This window comes from Aeromicrobium sp., from assembly GCF_036676885.1.
In the GTDB taxonomy this organism is placed as follows: Bacteria; Actinomycetota; Actinomycetes; order Propionibacteriales; family Nocardioidaceae; genus Aeromicrobium.
The window spans coordinates 1-18288 of sequence record NZ_JAKFCB010000019.1; the positions used below are offsets into that span (position 1 = coordinate 1).

The window sequence follows — 18288 nt, forward strand, 5'->3', positions numbered from 1 at the left end:
CACGGGCCGAGGTAGTCCAGCAGGGACGAGCTCTTCGGCAGACGGTTGAGGTAGCCGTAGTTGGTGTCGGCGATGACGTTGAAGACGTACACGCTGACGGCCCAGACCAGCGTGATCGCGACGGTCTGCCGATAGGTGCGCCACGTGGGCAGGATCCGGAGGCCGGGCACGAGGAGCAAGGCCGCCCACACGACGAGCAGGTGCATGCCCCAGAACATCAGGAAGCGCAGCTCGGGGAACTCCGAGTGGAGGTCCGGCGTGAAGATGCCCTGCGTCGTGAGCGTGATCCCCCACAGATAGGTGATGGTCGCGCTGAGCCGGTTGCGCGTCCACAGCGCGTACACCGCGAGCATCCAGCCGAGGTCGCAGAGCTGGAGTGGCAGCGACGTCTGCCAGTTCCACTCACCGGGGGTGAGCTGCAGGACCTGCAAGGAACCCGCGACGGCCAGGACGGCGACCGCGAGCACCCGACGGAATGGCTCCTCGGCCGGCGTGCCGATCAGCCGCCGGCCCGCCGTCACGATCAGCACGACACCGACAGCGAAGATCGCCAGGACCGTCAGGTGGGACGGCCCGTACGCCTCGAAGCGCCCAGCGGCGAGCATGCTTCGACGCTAGCCCATCCCGGGCCTCTCGGCGGGTAGTCAGGGCACGCGCAGGAACGTGACCGCGAACTCCGCCTCGTCGGTGAACGGCACCAGGTCCCACGTCGCGAAGCGCTGCTCGAGCACGAGGCCCGCGGTCGCGATGTCCGCGTCGAACCGCTCGATGCCGTAGCCACGGTCGAGCGCGAAGCCCAGCACGATCCGGCCGCCCGTACGCACGTGGGCGCGCAACCTGGCGAGCACCTCGGCCTCCGTGCCCGGCGCCACGAACACCATGACGTTGCCGGCGACGACAGCGACATCGAACGGTTCCTCGTCCAGGTCGAGCTCGGCCAGGTCGGCGACCAGCCACCTCGGGCCCGGGTGATCCTCATTCGCCGCGGCGATCAGCACCGGGTCCGCGTCGACGCCGACCACCGTGTGGCCACGTTGATGGAGCACGGCTCCGACCCGGCCGGGCCCGCACCCGGCATCGAGGATGCGGGAGCCCGGTGCCGCGATGGCGTCGATCAGCCGTGCCTCGCCTGCGAGGTCAGCCCCTTCCGCGGCCATCGTGCGAAAGCGCTCGACATACCACTCGGAGTGGCCATCTCCGGTGTCGGTGAACCAGCGCGGTGTGGTCATGGGGCCATGGTGCCGGGCCGGACACGTGTAAGCGAAATCCGGCCATTTTTTCGTGGGTACGCCGGGGTTGCCGAGAGGCGGGCGACTACGGGCGTACTCTCGTCTCGTGAACGACTCCAAGAGCGGTGTTGCGCTTGGAGCCGCTGCCTACCTGTGCTGGGGATTCTTCCCGCTCTACTGGCCGCTGCTCGACCCGGCAAGCTCGCTGGAGGTCCTCGCCCACCGATTCGTCTGGTCGATGGTCTTCGTCCTGGTGTCCATCTCGGCGATGGGCAAGTGGTCGACATTCATCGCGATCGCCCGCGACCGCCGGCTCATGGTGATCCTGGCGTTCGCGTCGGTCACGATCGCGCTCAACTGGGGTGGCTTCATCTACGGCGTCACCCACGGGCACGTCGTCGAGACGTCGCTGGGCTACTTCATCAACCCGCTCGTCACGGTGCTGCTCGGTGTCTTCGTGCTGAAGGAGACCCTGCGAACGGCGCAATGGGCCGCCGTCGGAATCGGCATCGTGGCGGTCGTCGTGCTGTCGATCGGCTACGGACGGCTGCCGTGGATCGCGCTCCTGGTCGCGTTCTCGTTCGCGGCATACGGGTTCCTCAAGAAGAAGGCCAACCTGGGCGCGTTCGAGGGACTCGGGATGGAGACCGCGATCCTGTTTCCCGTGGCCGTCGCGTTCCTGGTCGCCCTGCAGGTGCGCGGCGACCTGACATTCGGCCATGACGGGCCCCTGAACGCCACCCTGCTCGTCGGTACGGGAGTGGTCACCGCGATCCCGCTCCTGCTGTTCGGTGCGGCGGCCACGCGCCTGACCCTGACGACGATCGGCATCCTGCAGTACCTCGGCCCGATCATCCAGTTCATCACCGGGCTGACGATCTTCGACGAGACCATGACCACCGAACGCTGGATCGGCTTCATCCTCGTGTGGCTCGCCCTCGTGATCTTCACGGTCGATGCCGTCACGAGCCGACGCCGGCGCGGTGTCGAGCCCGAGCCGGCCTGCATCTAGGGCCGTCAGCCCAAGCGTGTGGCGACGGTGTCGCACAGCGCCTGCAGGGCTGCGCGGGCCGGTACGTCGGGCAGCTTGGCGAGCAGGGCGCTCGCGGCATCGGCCTCGGCCTGGACGTAGGAGCGGGCCTCCGCCATCGCGGGGTGCGGGCGCAGCAGGGTGAGCGCCTCGTCGAGCTCGGCATCGTCGGTCAGCGGCTTGGCCAGCAGCGACCGCAGGCGCTCGCTGCCGGGGTCGGTCGACCGGAGCGCGATGAGCGTCGGCAGGGTGGGGACGCCCTCACGGAGGTCGGTGCCGGGAGTCTTGCCCGAGTCGCCGGTCTCGCTGGCGATGTCGATGATGTCGTCACTGAGCTGGAACGCCGCTCCGACCCGCTCGCCGAACTCGCTGAGCGTCTCCTGCACGTCGACGGGCGCCCCGGCCATCTTGGCGCCGAACAGCGCGGCGGTGGCGATCAGCGATCCGGTCTTGTCCGCGACCACCGAGAGGTAGTGCGCGAGGGCGTCGTCGCCCTCCGCCGGACCGAGGGTCTCGCGGATCTGGCCCTGCACGAGGCGTGAGAACGTACGCGCCTGGATGCGTACGGACTCGGGTCCGAGGTCGGAGACGAGGTCGGACGCCTGCGCGAACAGGTAGTCGCCGACGAGGATCGCGACCGAGTTGTCCCAGCGTGCGTTGGCACTGGGGGCGCCGCGGCGCTTGTCGGCCTCGTCCATGACGTCGTCGTGGTAGAGCGTGGCCAGGTGGGTCAGCTCGACGACGACCGCGGATCGTACGACGTCGGGGTTGGCCGACTCACCGAACTCGGCGCTGAGCATGACCAGCAGCGGCCGGAAGCGCTTGCCGCCGGCATTGAGCAGGTGCGCGGCGGCCTCGGCGACGAACTTCTCCGGGCTGTCGACGGCCGCAGCGAGCTGCTTCTCGACCTGTTCGACCCCCGCCAGGACGCGTGCTTCCAGGGCGGGGTCGGTGAACGAGACACCCAGACGGGACACGCGGAACTCCTTGGGGAACGGATCAGCGCACGAAGGCGCCCGCATGCTGCGCGAGATCGAGCACCGGTCCCGGAATGATACCGAGTCCCAGCGTGACGATCACAGCCGCGGCGAGCACCGCAGTGGTCAGGACGCTCGGCACGGCGACGGTCGGGCCGTCGCCGACCGGGTCGGTGAAGAACATCAGGACGATGACGCGGACGTAGAAGTACGCGGCCAGCGCGCTCACGAGGACGCCGATCACGACGAGCCACCAGAAGCCACCGGACCAGGCCGCGCTGAAGACGGTCCACTTGCCGATGAAGCCACCCGTCAGCGGGATGCCGGCGAACGACAGCATGAACAACGCGAACGAGCCCGCGAGCACCGGCGACGTCTTGCCGAGACCGGCCCACCTGGACAGGTGCGTCGTCTCGCCGCCGGAGTCGCGTACGAGGGTCACGACCGCGAACGCGCCGATCGACGAGACGCCGTAGACCGTCAGGTAGAACAGGATGCTCGAGGTCGAGGTGACCCGCGTCGAGTCGCCCGTCGCGACGTAGGCGCCGACGAAGCCCACCAGCAGGAAGCCTGCATGGGCGATCGACGAGTAGGCCAGCATGCGCTTGACGTCGGTCTGCGAGATCGAGACGACCGCGCCGAGGAACATCGTGATGATCGCGATCGCAATGATCGTCGGCTTCCAGTCCCACTCGGTGCCACCGAAGGCCACGAAGAACACCCGCAGCAGCGCCAGGAACGCGGCCGCCTTGGTGCCGGCCGCCATGAACGCGGTCACGGCAGTCGGGGCGCCTTGGTAGACGTCGGGCGTCCAGGTGTGGAACGGCACCGCGCCGATCTTGAACAGCAGGCCGACCGCCATCAGCGCGGTCGCGGCGAGCAGCATGTTCTCGCCGCCCGTGCGGTTGGTGATCGCGAGGTCGATGTCGGAGAGCCTGAAGCTGCCGGCGTAGCCGTACGTCAGGGCGATGCCGTAGAGGAAGAACACCGACGAGAACGCGCCCAGCAGGAAGTACTTGAGCGCCGCCTCCTGGCTCAGGAGCCGGCGGCGCCGGGCCAGCCCGCACAGGATGTAGAGCGGGAGGCTCAGGACCTCGAGCGACACGAACATCGTCAGCAGGTCGTTCGACGTCGCGAACAGCATCATGCCGGAGAGGGCGAACAGCGCGAGCGGGAAGACCTCGGTGTGCTCGACGCGGTTCTTGATCGCCTCGGCCTCGGCGGCCGAGCCGGGCGCGTCGGCGGCCCGGCCGGTGAACGGGCTGAGCCCGCCCTCGAGGCGGCGCTCGGCGAACAGCAGCATGCTCAGGAGCCCGAAGATCAGCAGGATTCCCCAGGCGAACACGCCGGGGCCGTCGATCGACAGGGCACCCTCGGCGGCGACCTGGCCGCGGGCCAGGCTGGCGCCCTCGACGACATCGAGCTCCTCGACGAAGACCCAGACGGTGTCGGCGAGAGCGGCGACGATGCCGACGACCGCGATCACGGTCTGCACGAGGAAGCGGGTCTTGCGGGGCCAGAAGGCCTCGACGATGACGCCGAGCACCGCGGCGCCGGCAACGATGAACAGCGGCGCCAGCAGGGCGTACTCGATGTGCGGCGCAGAGATGTCAGGGAGGTCGGTCGCGGATGCGTAGGTGGCGATCATTTGTGGCCTCCTTCCTGCACGGCTGAGTCATCGATCTGCACGGGTGTCTTGGGCGACGGATCGCCCTTGCCGACGTGGCTGATCACCCCGTCGATCGCGGGGTTGATGACGTTGAGGAGCGGCTGCGGGAAGAAGCCCAGGCCGACGATCAGGATGATCGCGGGGGTCAGCGACGCCATCTCGCGGTGGTCGAGATCGGTCACGCCCTCGTTGCCGGGCTTGAGCGGTCCGGTCATGACGCGTTGGTACATGATCAGGATGTAGAGCGCCGCGAGCACGATGCCGAGGGTCGCGAACGCCGCTGCCGGGATCGACCGCGTGAACGTACCGGCCAGCACCAGGAACTCGGAGATGAACGGCGCGAGGCCCGGCAGGGACAGGCTCGACAGGCCGGCCAGCAGCAGGACGCCGGACATGATCGGCGCGATCTTCTGGACGCCGCCGAAGTCGGAGATCCGCGCCGAGCCGCGACGGGCGATCATCATGCCCGTGACGAGGAACAGCGCGGCGGTCGACAGGCCGTGGTTGAACATGTAGAGCGTCGAGCCGGCCAGCGACGTCGTCGTGAACGCGAAGATGCCGAGGATGATGAAGCCGAAGTGCGACACCGAGGTGAACGCGATGAGCCGGCGGATGTCGTCCTGGCCGACCGCGAGCAGGGCACCGTAGAGGATGCTGATGACCGCGAGCACCATGACGACCGGGCTGGCCCAGTCGGCCGCCTCCGGGAACAGCTGGAGGCACCAGGTGACCATGCCGAACGTGCCGATCTTGTCGACGACGCTGACCATCAGGACCGACGTGCCGGGGGTCGCCTGGCCGGCCGCGTCGGGCAGCCAGGTGTGCAGCGGCCACAGCGGCGCCTTGATCGCGAACGCCGCCATGAACCCGAGGAACAGCAGCCGCTCGGTGTTGGTGCTGAAGTCGAGGTTCTGCAGGTCGCTCAGCAGGAACGAGGCATCACCCTGACGGGCGCTGATGACGTAGAGGCCGACGATCGAGGCCAGCATCAGCAGGCCGCCGACGAGGTTGTAGATCAGGAACTTGACCGCGGCGTACGACCGGTTGGGCCCGCCGAACGAGCCGATCAGGAAGTAGAGCGGGATCAGCGTCGCCTCGAACAGGACGTAGAACAAGAACGCATCGGTCGCCGAGAACGCGCCGATCGCGAGGCCTTCGACCGCCAGCATCCAGGCGAGGTACGCATTCGTGTTCTTGGGATCGGGCAGCCGGTCGCCGAACGCCGCGAGGATCACGATCGGCGTGAGGATCGTGGTCAGCAGGATCAGCGTGATGCCGATGCCGTTGACGCCCACCGAGTAGTAGGCACCGAAGACCTTGATCCACTCGTGCTTCTCGGTCAGCTGGTAGCCGCCGGTGTCCTGGTCGAACTTCGCCATGACGACGAGCGACAGGGCGAGCGTGATGAGCGCGACACCGAGCGCGACGTACTTGGCCCGGTGGTGTGGTGCGGACTCACGGGGCAGGAGAGCGAGGATCAGCGCTCCCGCGATCGGAGTCGCGGCGAGGATCGAGAGGATCATGCGAGGGTCACCGCCAGGAGGGCAAGGACGAGGACGGCAACGCCGCCGAACATCGTGAGGGCGTACGAACGGACGTAGCCGGTCTGCGGCTTGCGCAGGAACTGTGAGGTGTCACCGAGCCGGTCGGCCACACCGGTCACGAAGCCGTCGACTCCCTTGCCGTCGAACCACACCAGGAACCGGGTGAGGTGGCGGGTCGGGCGTACGACGACGGCGTCGTTGAGCTCGTTGCCGTAGAGCTCGTGGCGGCCGGCACGAGCGAAGATCGAGACCGAGCTGTCGGCGGGCATCTCGGCGGCGATCGGCTCACGGCTGTAGAAGAACGCGGCGGCTGCGACACCGACCACCACGACGGCCGTGATGATGAGGGTCAGGACGATCGCGGGAATCGCGAGCTCGTGGTGCTCCGCGTGACCGGTGACCGGCTCGAGCCACTCGGTGATCCAGTCGCCCAGCAGCAGGATGCCACCGACGGCGGACAATGCCGCGAGTGCGACGAGCGGCCACGTCATGACGCGCGGCGACTCGTGCGGGTGCACGTCCTCGCGCCAGCGCTTCTCTGACAGGAACGTCATGATCATCAGGCGGGTCATGTAGAACGCCGTCACGCCGGCGCCGAGCAGGGCGCCCATGCCGACCCAGAAGTTCTCGCCGAAGGCGGTCTCGATGATCTTGTCCTTGGACCAGAAGCCCGCGAACGGCGGGACGCCGATGATCGCGAGGTAGCCGATCCCGAAGGTCGCGAACGTGACCGGCATGAACGTACGCAGGCCGCCGTAGTGGCGCATCTCGACGTCGTCGTTCATGCCGTGCATGACCGATCCGGCGCCGAGGAACATGTTGGCCTTGAAGAAGCCGTGCGTGATGAGGTGGAAGATCGCGAACGCGTATCCAGCCGGGCCGAGGCCTGCGGCCAGCATCATGTAGCCGATCTGGCTCATGGTCGAACCGGCGAGCGCCTTCTTGATGTCGTCCTTGGCGCAACCGATCCAGGCACCGGCGAGCAGCGTGACGAGCCCGACGATGATGACCGCGGTGCGGGCCGCCTCGGAGGCGTCGAAGATGCCGTTGGAGCGTACGACGAGGTAGACGCCGGCGGTGACCATCGTCGCGGCGTGGATCAGGGCCGAGACCGGGGTCGGGCCCTCCATCGCGTCGAGGAGCCAGCTCTGCAGCGGCACCTGGGCGGACTTGCCGCACGCGCCGAGCAGCAGGAGCAGGCCGAGGGTGGTCGCGATCGTGCCGGACGCGCCGGTGATGGCGCCGTTGACCGCGGAGATCGACGAGGTGCCGAACTCGGCGAACATCAGCATGATGCCGAGCGCCATGCCGAGGTCGCCGACGCGGTTGACGACGAATGCCTTCTTGGCGGCCGCGGAGGCGGAGTCCTTGTGCTGCCAGAACCCGATCAGCAGGTAGGACGCCAGGCCGACGCCCTCCCAGCCGAGGAACAGGACGAGGTAGTCCGAGGCCAGGACGAGCGCCAGCATCGACGCGATGAAGATGTTGAGGAACGCGAAGAACCGGCGGCGACGCTCGTCGTGAGCCATGTAGCCGATCGAGTAGATGTGGATCAGCGTGCCGACGCCCGTGATGAGCAGGACGAACAGGCCCGACAGCTGGTCGAACGTGAAGCCCATGTCGACGTGGAACGACCCGGCGTCGATCCAGGTGAAGAGCTCGGTCGACTCGGACCGGTGCTCGGCATCCTTGCCCAGCAGCGCGGCGAACAGCACGACACCGAAGATGAAGGACAGCGAGGACGCGGCCGTGCCGATCAGGTGACCGAAGCGGTCACCCTCCTTGCCCCACACCAGGAGGCCCAGGCCACTGGCCAGCGGGATGGCGATCAGCAGCCACTGGAGATCGAACATCGTTGGTCTCCTAGGACTTCAGCAGGCTCGCCTCGTCGACCGAGGCCGAACGACGCGTGCGATAGATGGACACGATGATCGACAGTCCGACGACGACCTCGGCGGCCGCGACGACCATGACGAAGAACGCCGCCACCTGCCCGTCGAGGTTGCCGTGCTGCCGGGAGAAGCTGACGAACGCGAGGTTGGTCGCGTTGAGCATGAGCTCGATGCACATGAAGACGACGATCGCGTTGCGGCGCACCAGGACGCCGACCGAGCCGATCGTGAACAGGATCAGCGACAGCGTGATGTACTCGTTCACTTTTCCCCTCCGAGCGAGTCGTCCGGACCTTCGTCCTCGAGCTGCTCGACGACCTTGTCGATGTCGTCGTCGAAGCCCTCACGGACCTGCCCGCGAGCCACCAGGCTCGACGAGATCGAGGACTCGAGCGGAGTGCCGTCAGGCAGCAGCGCCGGGGTGTCGACGGCGTTGTGGCGGGCGAAGACTCCAGGAGTCGGCAGCGGGCCCGGGTGACGGCCGGACTCGGCGTACTCCCGCATGCGCCGCGCGGCGATGTCGGCCTGCGAGTGGGGGCGCGTGAGGCGCTCCTTGTGGGCCAGCACCATCGCGCCCAGGGCCGCGGTGATCAGCAGCGCGCTGGTGAACTCGAACGCCAAGACGTACTTGCCGAACAGCAGCTCGCTGAGTCCGTACGCATTGCCGTTGCCGTTCGCCGCCTTGAGGCCCACAACGACACCGGACACGGTCTGGCCGACCGCGAGGACCACCGTGATGCCGAACGTCAGGCCGATGACCGCGGCGGCGAGGCGCTGGCCGCCGATCGTCTCCTTGACCGCGTCGGAGGAGTCGACACCGACCAGCATCAGGACGAACAGGAACAGCATCATGATCGCGCCGGTGTAGACGATGATCTGCACGGCGAACAGGAACGGCGCACCCTGGGCGGCGTAGAGCACGGCGAGGCTGATCATGACGACCGCCAGGCAGAGGGCGGCGTGCACGGCCTTGCGCGCGAAGACCAGGCCGAGTGCGGCGATCACCATGATCGGCGCGAGGAACCAGAACGCGGTCACGAGTCCTCCCCGGGTGCGCCTGCAGGGTTGACCTCGGCGGTCTCGGCCGCATCGACCGGGAAGATCGGCAGCGACTTGCCGCGGTAGTAGTCCTGGTGGTCGTCGCTGATCATCATCTCGTGGGGCGGCTCGACCATGCCGGGCAGCAGCGGTGCGAGCAGGTCGTCCTTCTCGTAGATCAGGTCGGCGCGGTTGTTGTCGGCCAGCTCGTACTCGTTGGTCATCGTCAGCGCTCGGGTCGGGCACGCCTCGATGCACAGGCCGCACAGGATGCAGCGCAGGTAGTTGATCTGGTAGACGCGGCCGTAGCGCTCGCCGGGGCTGTAGCGGTCGCCGTCGACGTTGGAAGCGCCCTCGACGTAGATCGCGTCGGCGGGGCAGGCCCACGCGCACAGCTCGCAGCCGATGCACTTCTCGAGGCCGTCGGGCCAGCGGTTGAGCTGGTGGCGGCCATGGAAGCGCGGCGCCGTCGGGACCTTCTCGAACGGGTACTGCTCGGTCACGGTCTTGCGGAACATCGTCCGGAACGTCACGCCGAATCCGGCGATCGGGTCCCAGAGTGTCTCGCGGATCGGATTGCTCGTCATCGCGCGCTCCTGGTCGGTGGCTCGGTGATGGGCGGTACGGGATAGCCGCCGGCGAACGCGTCGAACTCCTCGTCGTCCGACGGCGGTTCGGGCTCGGGTTCCTTCTTCTCCGGGATCAGGAACGTGGCCACGACCAGTACGCCAGCCACGATCGCGACCCACATCAGGGTCCGCTGGTCCAGCAGCTCCTCGCTCTTGAGCTTGCGGATGAAGGCGACGGCAACGATCCAGGCCAGCGAGACCGGGATCAGGATCTTCCAGCCGAAGCTCATGAACTGGTCGTAGCGCATGCGCGGGAGCGTGCCGCGCAACCAGACGAACAGGAAGATGAAGCACAGCGTCTTGCCGAAGAACCACAGCAGCGGCCAGTAGCCCTCGTTCAGGGCCCCGTCAAAGGCCTGCGACAGGCCGAACGGGGCGCGCCAGCCGCCGAGGAACAGGGTCGTGGCCAGCGCCGAGACGGTGACCATGTTGACGTACTCGGCCAGGAAGAACAGCGCGAACTTGAGCGAGGAGTACTCGGTGTGGAACCCGCCGACCAGCTCGCCCTCGGCCTCGGGGAGGTCGAACGGCGCCCGGTTGGTCTCGCCGATCATCGCGATGACGTAGATGACGAACGACGGGAACAGCGGCACGAAGTACCACATGTCGGTCTGCGCGGAGACGATCTCGGACGTCGACATCGAGCCGGCGTACATGAACACCGACACGAACGACAGGCCCATCGCGACCTCGTACGAGATCATCTGCGCGCTCGAGCGCAGGCCACCCAGCAGGGCGTAGATCGAGCCGGACGCCCAACCCGCGAGCACGATGCCGTAGATGCCGATCGAGGTGACCGCGAGGATGTAGAGCACCGCGACCGGCAGGTCCGTGAGCTGCAGGACCGTCTTCTGGTCGGTGAACGGGATCGTGACCTCGGGCCCGAACGGGATGACCGCCCAGGCGAGGAACGCCGGGATCGTCGCGAGGATCGGCGCCAGGATGTAGACGACCTTGTCGGCCGCCTTGACGACGATGTCCTCCTTGAGCGCGAGCTTGACGCCGTCGGCGAGGCTCTGCAGCAGGCCGAACTTGCCGTGCACGTTGGGGCCGATGCGGTGCTGCATCTTGGCGACGACGCGGCGCTCGAACCAGATGTTGAACAGCGTGTAGACGACCAGCACGACGAAGATCAGGACCGACTTGAGCAGGATCACCCAGAACGGCTCGTTGCCGAAGATGTCGCTCATGAGGCTGCACCTCCGCTGAGGGTCACGTGGTCGGCGTAGCCCGCGCCCAGGGCCGCCCGCAGGCTGGCACCGGAGTTGGCGGGTGCCCAGACGACGCCGTCGGGCAGGTCGGCGACCTCGGTCGGGAAGCTGACGCTGCCGGTCTCGGTGGACAGCGTCGCCAGGCCGCCGGGCTCGACGTCGAACGCCTTGAGCGTCGCCTCGCTGGCCCGCAGCACCGCCGGCCGGGCGGTCGCCTTGAACTCGAGCTGGCCGTCCTGGCCGCGCCCGTCGTCGATCATGAGGCGCCAGGTGTCGAGGACCACGGTGCGCTTACTTGCTTGCGGCGCCTGCTCGTAAGTCTTGGACGGGAAGGCGGCACGCTCGCCATCCCATGCACCGACGTCGTGCATGGCGGCACGCGCCTGCGCCACGGTACGGAAGCCGAGCGGCTGGCCCAACTCCTCGGCGAGGCCGGCCAGGATCCGGATGTCGGTCAACGAGTTGGGCTCGTGGAGCACGGCGTCGAACGTACGGACGCGGCCCTCCCAGTTGACGAAGCTGCCGGGCTTCTCGACGACCGGGGCGACCGGCAGGACGACGTCGGCGACCTCGGTCACCTCGCTCTCGCGAACCTCGAGGCTCACGATGAAGTCGGCCTTGGTCAGCGCCCGGCGCGCACCCACGGGATCGGGCAGGTCGTCGATCTCGACGCCGCCGATCAGCAGCGCGTGGACGGTCCCGAGCCGGGTGTCCTCGAAGATCTCGGTCGTGGTGCGTCCTCGGCGTGCCGGGACCGTGCGTACGCCCCAGGCGGCGGCGAGGTCCGTACGCGCTTCGACATCGTCGAGCGGACGGCCACCGGGCAGCAGGTCCGGCAGGCAGCCGGCCTCGATCGCGCCGCGTTCGCCGGCCCGGCGTGGGACCCAGGCGATGCGGGCGCCGGCCTGGTCGGCGGCGGCCACGAGCGCGCTGAAGCCGCCCGGCACGGAGGCGAGCCGCTCACCGGCGAGGAGGATCGCGTCGCCGTCGAGCTCGAGCGCGGCCAGTGCGGCCGGCTCGTGTCCCGGGACGGTCTGGACGAGCTCGCCGGACATCTTGCGGAGGCCGCGCGTGGCGTGGCTCGCGATCGCGACGACCTTGACGCCGGAGCGCGAGGCCTTGCGCAGTCGCAGGAAGATGCTGCCGTTCTCGTCCTCGGGCTCGAAGCCGACGAGGACCACGGTCGACGCCTTCTCGAGGTCGGCGAACGTGACGTCCAGCGACGTCGTGGCGACCCGCGAGGCGAGGAACTGGGCCTCCTCCTCCGAGTGCGCGCGGGCCCGGAAGTCGATGTCGTTGGTACGCAGGACGGTGCGGGCGAACTTGCTGTAGGCGAAGGCGTCCTCGGCGGTCAGGCGACCGCCGGGCAGGACGCCGACCTTGCCCTCGGCACGTGCGAGGCCCTTGGCGGCGGCGGCCAGGGCGGCCGGCCACGACGCGGGCTCGAGCAGCTCGGTCTCGGGATTGCGTACGAGCGGCGTCGTGATGCGATCGCCGATCGTGGCGTAGGTGAACGCGAAGCGGTCCTTGTCGGTGATCCACTCCTCGTTGACCTCGGGGTCGTCACCCGCGAGCCGGCGCATGACGCGGCCGCGCCGGTGGTCGACGCGGATCGCGGAGCCGCTCGAGTCGTGCTCGGCGATCGACGGGGTCGAGACCAGGTCGAACGGGCGGGCGCGGAACCGGTAGTCGGCGCTGGTCAGCGCGCCGACGGGGCAGATCTGGATCGTGTTGCCGGAGAAGTAGGAGCTGAACGGCTCCTCCTCGTAGATGCCGACCTGCTGCTGCGCGCCGCGCTCGATCAGCGCGATGAACGGATCGCCGGCGATCTGCTCGGAGAACCGGGTGCAGCGGGCGCACAGGACGCAGCGCTCACGGTCGAGCAGAACCTGCTCGGAGACCTTGATGGGCTTGGGGAACGTCCGCTTGACCTCGGTGAAGCGGCTCTCGCCCTGGCCGTGCGTCATCGACTGGTTCTGCAGCGGGCACTCGCCGCCCTTGTCGCACACCGGGCAGTCGAGCGGGTGGTTGATCAGCAGGAACTCCATGTTGCCGCGCTGCGCCTTCTCGGCGACCGGCGACGTGACCTGGGTCTTGACGACCATGCCGGCGGCGACCTCGATCGTGCAGGACGCCTGCGGCTTGGGGAACCCGCGGCCGTTGCCGGCGTCGGTGATCTCGACGAGGCACTGGCGGCACGCGCCGACCGGTTCGAGGAGCGGGTGGTCGCAGAACCGCGGGATCTCGGTGCCGATCAGCTCGGCGGCGCGGATCACCAGCGTGCCCTTGGGAACGCTGACCTCGACATCGTCGATCGTCAGCGTCACGAGCTCGACCGGCGCGGCGCCGGTTGAGCCTGTCGAGACCTCGTCAACGGTCATGAGGCCGTCACCTCCTGGGCGAACAGGGTGGACGCGGCCGGCGGGAACAGCTCACGCGACGGCGTGTGCATGCCGGACTCGAACTCCTCGCGGAAGTACTGGATCGCCGAGGTGATCGGGCTGGTCGCACCGTCACCGAGGGCGCAGAACGAACGGCCGAGGATGTTGTCACACAGGTCGAGCAGCAGCTCGATGTCGCCGTCCTTGCCCTGGCCCTCGTCGAGGCGCTGCAGGGTCTGGACGAGCCACCACGTGCCCTCGCGGCACGGGGTGCACTTGCCGCACGACTCGTGCTTGTAGAACTCGGTCCAGCGGAGCACGCAGCGTACGACCGAGGTCGTCTGGTCGAACACCTGGAGCGCCTTGGTGCCCAGCATCGACCCGGCCGCGCCGACTCCCTCGTAGTCGAGCGGGATGTCGAGGTGCTCGGCAGTCAGGAGCGGCGTCGACGACCCGCCGGGGGTCCAGAACTTGAGCTCGCTGCCGGGGCGCATGCCGCCGCCGAGGTCGAGCAGCTCGCGGAGCGTGATGCCGAGCGGCGCTTCGTACTGGCCGGGGCGCGCGACGTGGCCCGAGAGCGAGTAGAGCGTGTAGCCCTTGGACTTCTCGGTGCCCATCGAGCCGAACCAGTCGATGCCGTTCTTGACGATCGACGGCACCGAGGCGATCGACTCGACGTTGTTGACGACGGTCGGGGAGGCGTAGAGCCCTTCGACGGCGGGGAACGGCGGACGCAGGCGGGGCTGGCCGCGGCGGCCCTCGAGCGAGTCGAGGAGCGCGGTCTCCTCGCCGCAGATGTAGGCGCCGGCGCCGGCGTGGATGATCAGCTCGACGTCGACACCCGAGCCGAGGATGTCGGTGCCGAGGTAGCCGGCCTTCTTCGCCTCACGAGCGGCGGCGCGCAGCCGGCGTACGACGTGGAGGACCTCGCCGCGTACGTAGATGAACGCGGTCTTGGCGCGGATCGCGTGGGCCGCGATGATGACGCCCTCGATCAGGGTGTGCGGCGTCGCCATCATGAGCGGGATGTCCTTGCAGGTGCCCGGCTCGGACTCGTCGGCATTGACCACGAGGTACTTGGGCTTGGGGTTGTCCTGCGGGATGAAGCTCCACTTCATGCCGGTCGGGAACCCGGCGCCGCCGCGACCGCGGAGCCCCGAGTCCTTGACCATCGCGATGACGTCGTCGGGCGCCATCTTGAGCGCGGTCTCGAGGGCGGCATAGCCACCGGCCTTCTTGTAGGCCTTGAGGGTCCATGCGCGATCCGTGCCCCAGTCGGCGCTGAGCACCGGGGTGAGGGTGTCAGTCATCCTTGCCCTCCTCTTGCTTGGTCTCGGACTCTGCGCGCGAGGTGTCGGCCTGCTCGACGGCCTCGACCTTCGTGTCCGCGACGTCAGTGGGCTTGGCCTTGACGGCGCCCGGTGTGGGTGCTGACCAGCCGCGTTCGGCGGCGATCTCAAGGCCCGCGAGCGACGGTCCGGCGGCGGCCGGTCCCTCGTCTGCGAGGCCGTCCTCGAATCCCGCGAGCACCCGCTCGGCCTCGCGCCACGACGTGATCGTCGCGCCACGGGTGGCCTTGACCGGCTCGCCGGCACGCAGCTTGTCGACGACCTCGACCGCGGACTCGGGGGTCTGGTTGTCGAAGAACTCCCAGTTGACCATCATGACCGGCGCGAAGTCACAGGCAGCGTTGCACTCGATGTGCTCGAGGGTGACCTTGCCGTCCTCGGTCGTCTCGTCATTGCCGACGTCGAGGTGGCCCTTGAGCCGCTCGAAGATCAGGTCGCCACCCATCACGGCGCACAGGGTGTTGGTGCAGACGCCGACGTGGTGCTCGCCCATGGGGCGGCGCTTGTACATCGTGTAGAACGTCGCGACCCCAGAGACCTCGGCGGCGCTGATGCCCAGGATCTCGGCACAGACCTCGATGCCCTCGTTGGTGACATTGCCCTCGGCAGCCTGGATCAGGTGGAGCATCGGCAGCAAGGCCGACCGTGACTGCGGGTACCGCGAAGCCAGTTCCCGCAACTCACGTGTCGTTACATCGGAAAGCGTCATAGGCCCATCACTCGCCCGGTCGGTCTTGGATCTCGCAACTTCGTACTCACTAGCGATCCACCCCACCCATGACGGGATCGATGCTGGCGATCGCCACGATCACGTCGGACAGCATGCCGCCCTCGCTCATGACCGAGGTGCCCTGCAGGTTGACGAACGACGGATCCCGGAAGTGCGCGCGATAGGGCCTGGTGCCACCGTCGGAGACGATGTGGCAGCCGATCTCGCCGCGGGGGGCCTCGACGCTCGCGTACGCCTGACCGGCCGGCACGCGGAAGCCCTCGGTCACGATCTTGAAGTGGTGGATCAGCGCTTCCATCGACTCGCCCATGATGTGCTTGATGTGCTCGGCGGAGTTGCCCTGGCCGTCGGACCCGACGCTCAGCTGCGAGGGCCAGGCGATCTTCTTGTCGGCGACCATGACGGGCTGGCCCTCCATGCCGGCGAGGCGCTCGATGGCCTGGTCGACGATCTTGAGGGACTCCCACATCTCGTCGAGTCGCACGCGGAACCGGCCGTAGGCATCCGGCTCGTCGCGGGTCACGACGTCGAAGTCGTACGTGTCGTAGCCCCAGTAGGGCTGCTTCTTTCGGAGATCCCAGTCGTAGCCGGTGGCCCGGAGGATCGGGCCGGTCAGGCCGAGCGCGAGGCAGCCGGCGAGCTCGAGGTGGCCGACGCCCTTGAGCCGGCCCTTGAAGATCGGGTTGGCGTTGCAGAGCGCGGCGTACTCGGGCAGGCGCTTCTTGAGCAGGCGCACCGTGGAGCGGAGCTTCTCGATGCCGCCGGCCGGCAGGTCCTGGGCGACGCCGCCGGGACGGAAGAACGCGTGGTTCATGCGCAGGCCGGTGATCATCTCGAACAGGTCGAGGATCAGCTCACGGTCACGGAACCCGCATGTCATGACCGTCAGGGCGCCGATCTCCATGCCGCCGGTGGCGAGCGCGACGAGGTGCGACGACACCCGGTTGAGCTCGAGCAGCAGAACCCGCATGACCTGGGCCTTCTCGGGGGCCTCGATGCCGAGCAGCTTCTCGACCGCCATGACGTACGCGGCCTCGTTGGAGAACGGGGCGACGTAGTCCATCCGGGTGCAGAACGTCACGCCCTGCGTCCAGGTGCGGTACTCCATGTTCTTCTCGATGCCGGTGTGCAGGTAGCCGACGCCGGCACGGGCATCGCGTACGGTCTCGCCGTCGATCTCGAGGATCAGGCGGAGCACGCCGTGGGTCGACGGGTGCTGCGGGCCCATGTTGATGACCAGGTGGTCGCCCTCGACCGCCGAGGCGTCGATCGTGTCCCAGTCCTGGCCAGTGACGGTGAAGACCGGACCCTCGGTGGAGTCGGTCGTGCTCGCGTAGGGATCAGTGGTCGCGGTCATGAGTAGCTCCTCCGCTGGTCCGGCGGTGCGATCGTGCCGCCCTTGTACTCGACCGGGATGCCGCCCAGCGGGTAGTCCTTGCGCTGCGGGTGGCCGGGCCAGTCGTCCGGCATCAGGATGCGGGTCAGCGCGGGGTGGCCGTCGAAGATGATGCCGAACATGTCCCAGGTCTCCCGCTCCTGCCAGTCGGCGGTCGGGTAGATGCTGACGACGCTCGGGATGTGCGGATCGTCGTCGGGCGTGACGACCTCGAGGCGGATGCGCCGGTTGTGGGTCATCGAGAGCAGGTGATAGACGACGTGCAGCTCGCGACCGGTCTCGTGCGGGAAGTGGACACCGCTCACGCTGGAGCAGAACTCGAAGCGCAGCAGGGGATCGTTGCGCAGGTGCGTCACGGTCTCGAGGAGCTTGTGGCGGCGGATGAAGAACGTGATCTCGCCGCGGTCGACGACGACCTTCTCGATCGCCTGGTCCAGCTCGGTGATCGTGGCCAGCTGGTCGGCGACGTCGTCGTACCAGCCGCCGTACGGGCGCTGGCTGGCGCCGGGCATGATGACCGGCCGGGTCAGCCCGCCGAAGCCGCTGGTGTCGCCGGTGCCGTGGGTGCCGAAGGCTCCTTCGCGGACCTCGACGATCTCGAGCTCGACGGCGTCACTCTTGACGAGCTCGGCCTGCGTCTCGTGCGAGCCGTCCTGGGTCTTGTCGCTCATCGCATGAGGCCCTTCATGGCCGAGGTCGGCGTGGCGAGGAGGGCGACCTTCTCGTCCTGCTTGATCTCGTTGAGCCGGTTGGCGCCGAGCTTCTCGTGCTGGATCTGGTCGTGCAGCTTGAGGATCGCGTCGATCAGCATCTCGGGCCGCGGCGGGCAGCCGGGGAGGTACATGTCGACCGGCACAATGTGGTCGACGCCCTGCACGATCGCGTAGTTGTTGAACATGCCGCCCGAGCTCGCGCACACGCCCATCGCGAGGACGTACTTGGGGCCGGCCATCTGGTCGTAGATCTGCCGCAGCACCGGCGCCATCTTGTTGCTGACCCGGCCGGCCACGATCATCAGGTCGGCCTGGCGCGGCGAGGGGCGGAAGACCTCCATGCCGAAGCGGGCGGAGTCGAAGCGCGGAGCGCCGAACGTCATCATCTCGATCGCGCAACACGCGAGGCCGAATGTCGCGGGCCAGAACGAGGCCTTGCGCATGTAGCCGGCGAGCCCCTCGACGGTGGAGAGGAGCACACCGCTTGGCAGCTTTTCTTC

The 18288-nt window shown here is 68.2% G+C and carries 17 protein-coding genes; 1 reads left to right on the forward strand and 16 read right to left on the reverse strand.

What is annotated here, in order from left to right; genetic code table 11:
* Together V6M46_RS01070 and V6M46_RS01075 are read right to left on the reverse strand one after the other, a co-directional pair.
* A partial coding sequence (locus V6M46_RS01070) for a YwaF family protein (protein ID WP_332661822.1) occupies positions 1 to 605 on the reverse strand: 605 nt, incomplete at its 3' end.
* A gap of 39 nt (positions 606 to 644) precedes the next feature.
* Entirely contained in the window at positions 645 to 1229 is a 585-nt protein-coding gene (locus V6M46_RS01075; protein ID WP_332661823.1) for a class I SAM-dependent methyltransferase, read from the reverse strand.
* 106 nt (positions 1230 to 1335) lie between these two features.
* Between V6M46_RS01075 and rarD the strand changes: the two genes are divergently transcribed.
* On the forward strand, positions 1336 to 2241 hold the full coding sequence (rarD, locus tag V6M46_RS01080) for an EamA family transporter RarD (RefSeq protein ID WP_332661824.1): 906 nt from the start codon (positions 1336 to 1338) through the stop codon (positions 2239 to 2241).
* 5 nt (positions 2242 to 2246) lie between these two features.
* Here the strand turns inward: rarD and V6M46_RS01085 are convergent, their stop codons facing one another.
* The 14 genes from V6M46_RS01085 to V6M46_RS01150 all read right to left on the reverse strand — a co-directional run.
* Positions 2247 to 3236: a polyprenyl synthetase family protein gene (locus V6M46_RS01085; RefSeq protein WP_332661825.1), complete on the reverse strand. Its 990-nt coding sequence runs from the start codon at positions 3234 to 3236 to the stop codon at positions 2247 to 2249.
* Between the two features lie 22 nt (positions 3237 to 3258).
* Positions 3259 to 4884, reverse strand: a complete 1626-nt coding sequence (gene nuoN / locus V6M46_RS01090) for an NADH-quinone oxidoreductase subunit NuoN (protein WP_332661826.1) — start codon at positions 4882 to 4884, stop codon at positions 3259 to 3261.
* The gene (locus tag V6M46_RS01095) at positions 4881 to 6428 is read right to left on the reverse strand and encodes an NADH-quinone oxidoreductase subunit M (RefSeq protein WP_332661827.1); all 1548 of its coding nucleotides are present in this window, start codon (positions 6426 to 6428) and stop codon (positions 4881 to 4883) included. Before V6M46_RS01095 ends, nuoN begins: the two co-directional genes overlap by 4 nt.
* On the reverse strand, positions 6425 to 8302 hold the full coding sequence (nuoL, locus tag V6M46_RS01100; RefSeq protein ID WP_332661828.1) for an NADH-quinone oxidoreductase subunit L: 1878 nt from the start codon (positions 8300 to 8302) through the stop codon (positions 6425 to 6427). Before nuoL ends, V6M46_RS01095 begins: the two co-directional genes overlap by 4 nt.
* A gap of 10 nt (positions 8303 to 8312) precedes the next feature.
* A complete protein-coding gene (gene nuoK, locus V6M46_RS01105; protein WP_332661829.1) occupies positions 8313 to 8606 on the reverse strand; it encodes an NADH-quinone oxidoreductase subunit NuoK in 294 nt (97 codons plus the stop codon).
* Complete coding sequence (locus V6M46_RS01110) at positions 8603 to 9379, reverse strand: NADH-quinone oxidoreductase subunit J (RefSeq protein ID WP_332661830.1); 777 nt, start codon at positions 9377 to 9379, stop codon at positions 8603 to 8605. Before V6M46_RS01110 ends, nuoK begins: the two co-directional genes overlap by 4 nt.
* Positions 9376 to 9966 carry an NADH-quinone oxidoreductase subunit NuoI gene (gene nuoI / locus V6M46_RS01115; RefSeq protein WP_332661831.1) on the reverse strand — a complete coding sequence of 197 codons (591 nt, stop codon included), beginning with the start codon at positions 9964 to 9966 and terminating at the stop codon, positions 9376 to 9378. Before nuoI ends, V6M46_RS01110 begins: the two co-directional genes overlap by 4 nt.
* Complete coding sequence (gene nuoH / locus V6M46_RS01120; RefSeq protein WP_332661832.1) at positions 9963 to 11198, reverse strand: NADH-quinone oxidoreductase subunit NuoH; 1236 nt, start codon at positions 11196 to 11198, stop codon at positions 9963 to 9965. Before nuoH ends, nuoI begins: the two co-directional genes overlap by 4 nt.
* Entirely contained in the window at positions 11195 to 13600 is a 2406-nt protein-coding gene (locus V6M46_RS01125; RefSeq protein ID WP_332661833.1) for an NADH-quinone oxidoreductase subunit G, read from the reverse strand. Before V6M46_RS01125 ends, nuoH begins: the two co-directional genes overlap by 4 nt.
* A complete protein-coding gene (gene nuoF / locus V6M46_RS01130; protein WP_332661834.1) occupies positions 13597 to 14910 on the reverse strand; it encodes an NADH-quinone oxidoreductase subunit NuoF in 1314 nt (437 codons plus the stop codon). Before nuoF ends, V6M46_RS01125 begins: the two co-directional genes overlap by 4 nt.
* A complete protein-coding gene (nuoE, locus tag V6M46_RS01135) occupies positions 14903 to 15658 on the reverse strand; it encodes an NADH-quinone oxidoreductase subunit NuoE (RefSeq protein ID WP_332661835.1) in 756 nt (251 codons plus the stop codon). Before nuoE ends, nuoF begins: the two co-directional genes overlap by 8 nt.
* Before the next feature lie 49 nt (positions 15659 to 15707).
* The gene (locus V6M46_RS01140; RefSeq protein WP_332661836.1) at positions 15708 to 17036 is read right to left on the reverse strand and encodes an NADH-quinone oxidoreductase subunit D; all 1329 of its coding nucleotides are present in this window, start codon (positions 17034 to 17036) and stop codon (positions 15708 to 15710) included.
* Positions 17033 to 17746, reverse strand: coding sequence for an NADH-quinone oxidoreductase subunit C (locus V6M46_RS01145; protein WP_332661837.1), 714 nt, complete (start codon positions 17744 to 17746; stop codon positions 17033 to 17035). The genes V6M46_RS01140 and V6M46_RS01145 overlap by 4 nt, the downstream gene beginning before the upstream one ends.
* On the reverse strand, positions 17743 to 18288 hold a 546-nt coding region (locus tag V6M46_RS01150), incomplete at its 5' end, for a NuoB/complex I 20 kDa subunit family protein (protein ID WP_332661838.1). The genes V6M46_RS01145 and V6M46_RS01150, both read right to left, overlap by 4 nt.

What these genes read in the sequence shown, in the direction of transcription:
- V6M46_RS01075 (WP_332661823.1), bottom strand. Translation starts at nt 1,229, where the DNA reads ATGACCACACCGCGCTGGTTCACCGACACCGGAGATGGCCACTCCGAG.
- nuoN (WP_332661826.1), bottom strand. Translation starts at nt 4,884, where the DNA reads ATGATCGCCACCTACGCATCCGCGACCGACCTCCCTGACATCTCTGCG.
- V6M46_RS01095 (WP_332661827.1), bottom strand. Translation starts at nt 6,428, where the DNA reads ATGATCCTCTCGATCCTCGCCGCGACTCCGATCGCGGGAGCGCTGATC.
- nuoL (WP_332661828.1), bottom strand. Translation starts at nt 8,302, where the DNA reads ATGTTCGATCTCCAGTGGCTGCTGATCGCCATCCCGCTGGCCAGTGGC.
- nuoI (WP_332661831.1), bottom strand. Translation starts at nt 9,966, where the DNA reads ATGACGAGCAATCCGATCCGCGAGACACTCTGGGACCCGATCGCCGGA.
- nuoH (WP_332661832.1), bottom strand. Translation starts at nt 11,198, where the DNA reads ATGAGCGACATCTTCGGCAACGAGCCGTTCTGGGTGATCCTGCTCAAG.
- V6M46_RS01125 (WP_332661833.1), bottom strand. Translation starts at nt 13,600, where the DNA reads ATGACCGTTGACGAGGTCTCGACAGGCTCAACCGGCGCCGCGCCGGTC.
- nuoF (WP_332661834.1), bottom strand. Translation starts at nt 14,910, where the DNA reads ATGACTGACACCCTCACCCCGGTGCTCAGCGCCGACTGGGGCACGGAT.
- nuoE (WP_332661835.1), bottom strand. Translation starts at nt 15,658, where the DNA reads ATGACGCTTTCCGATGTAACGACACGTGAGTTGCGGGAACTGGCTTCG.
- V6M46_RS01140 (WP_332661836.1), bottom strand. Translation starts at nt 17,036, where the DNA reads ATGACCGCGACCACTGATCCCTACGCGAGCACGACCGACTCCACCGAG.
- V6M46_RS01145 (WP_332661837.1), bottom strand. Translation starts at nt 17,746, where the DNA reads ATGAGCGACAAGACCCAGGACGGCTCGCACGAGACGCAGGCCGAGCTC.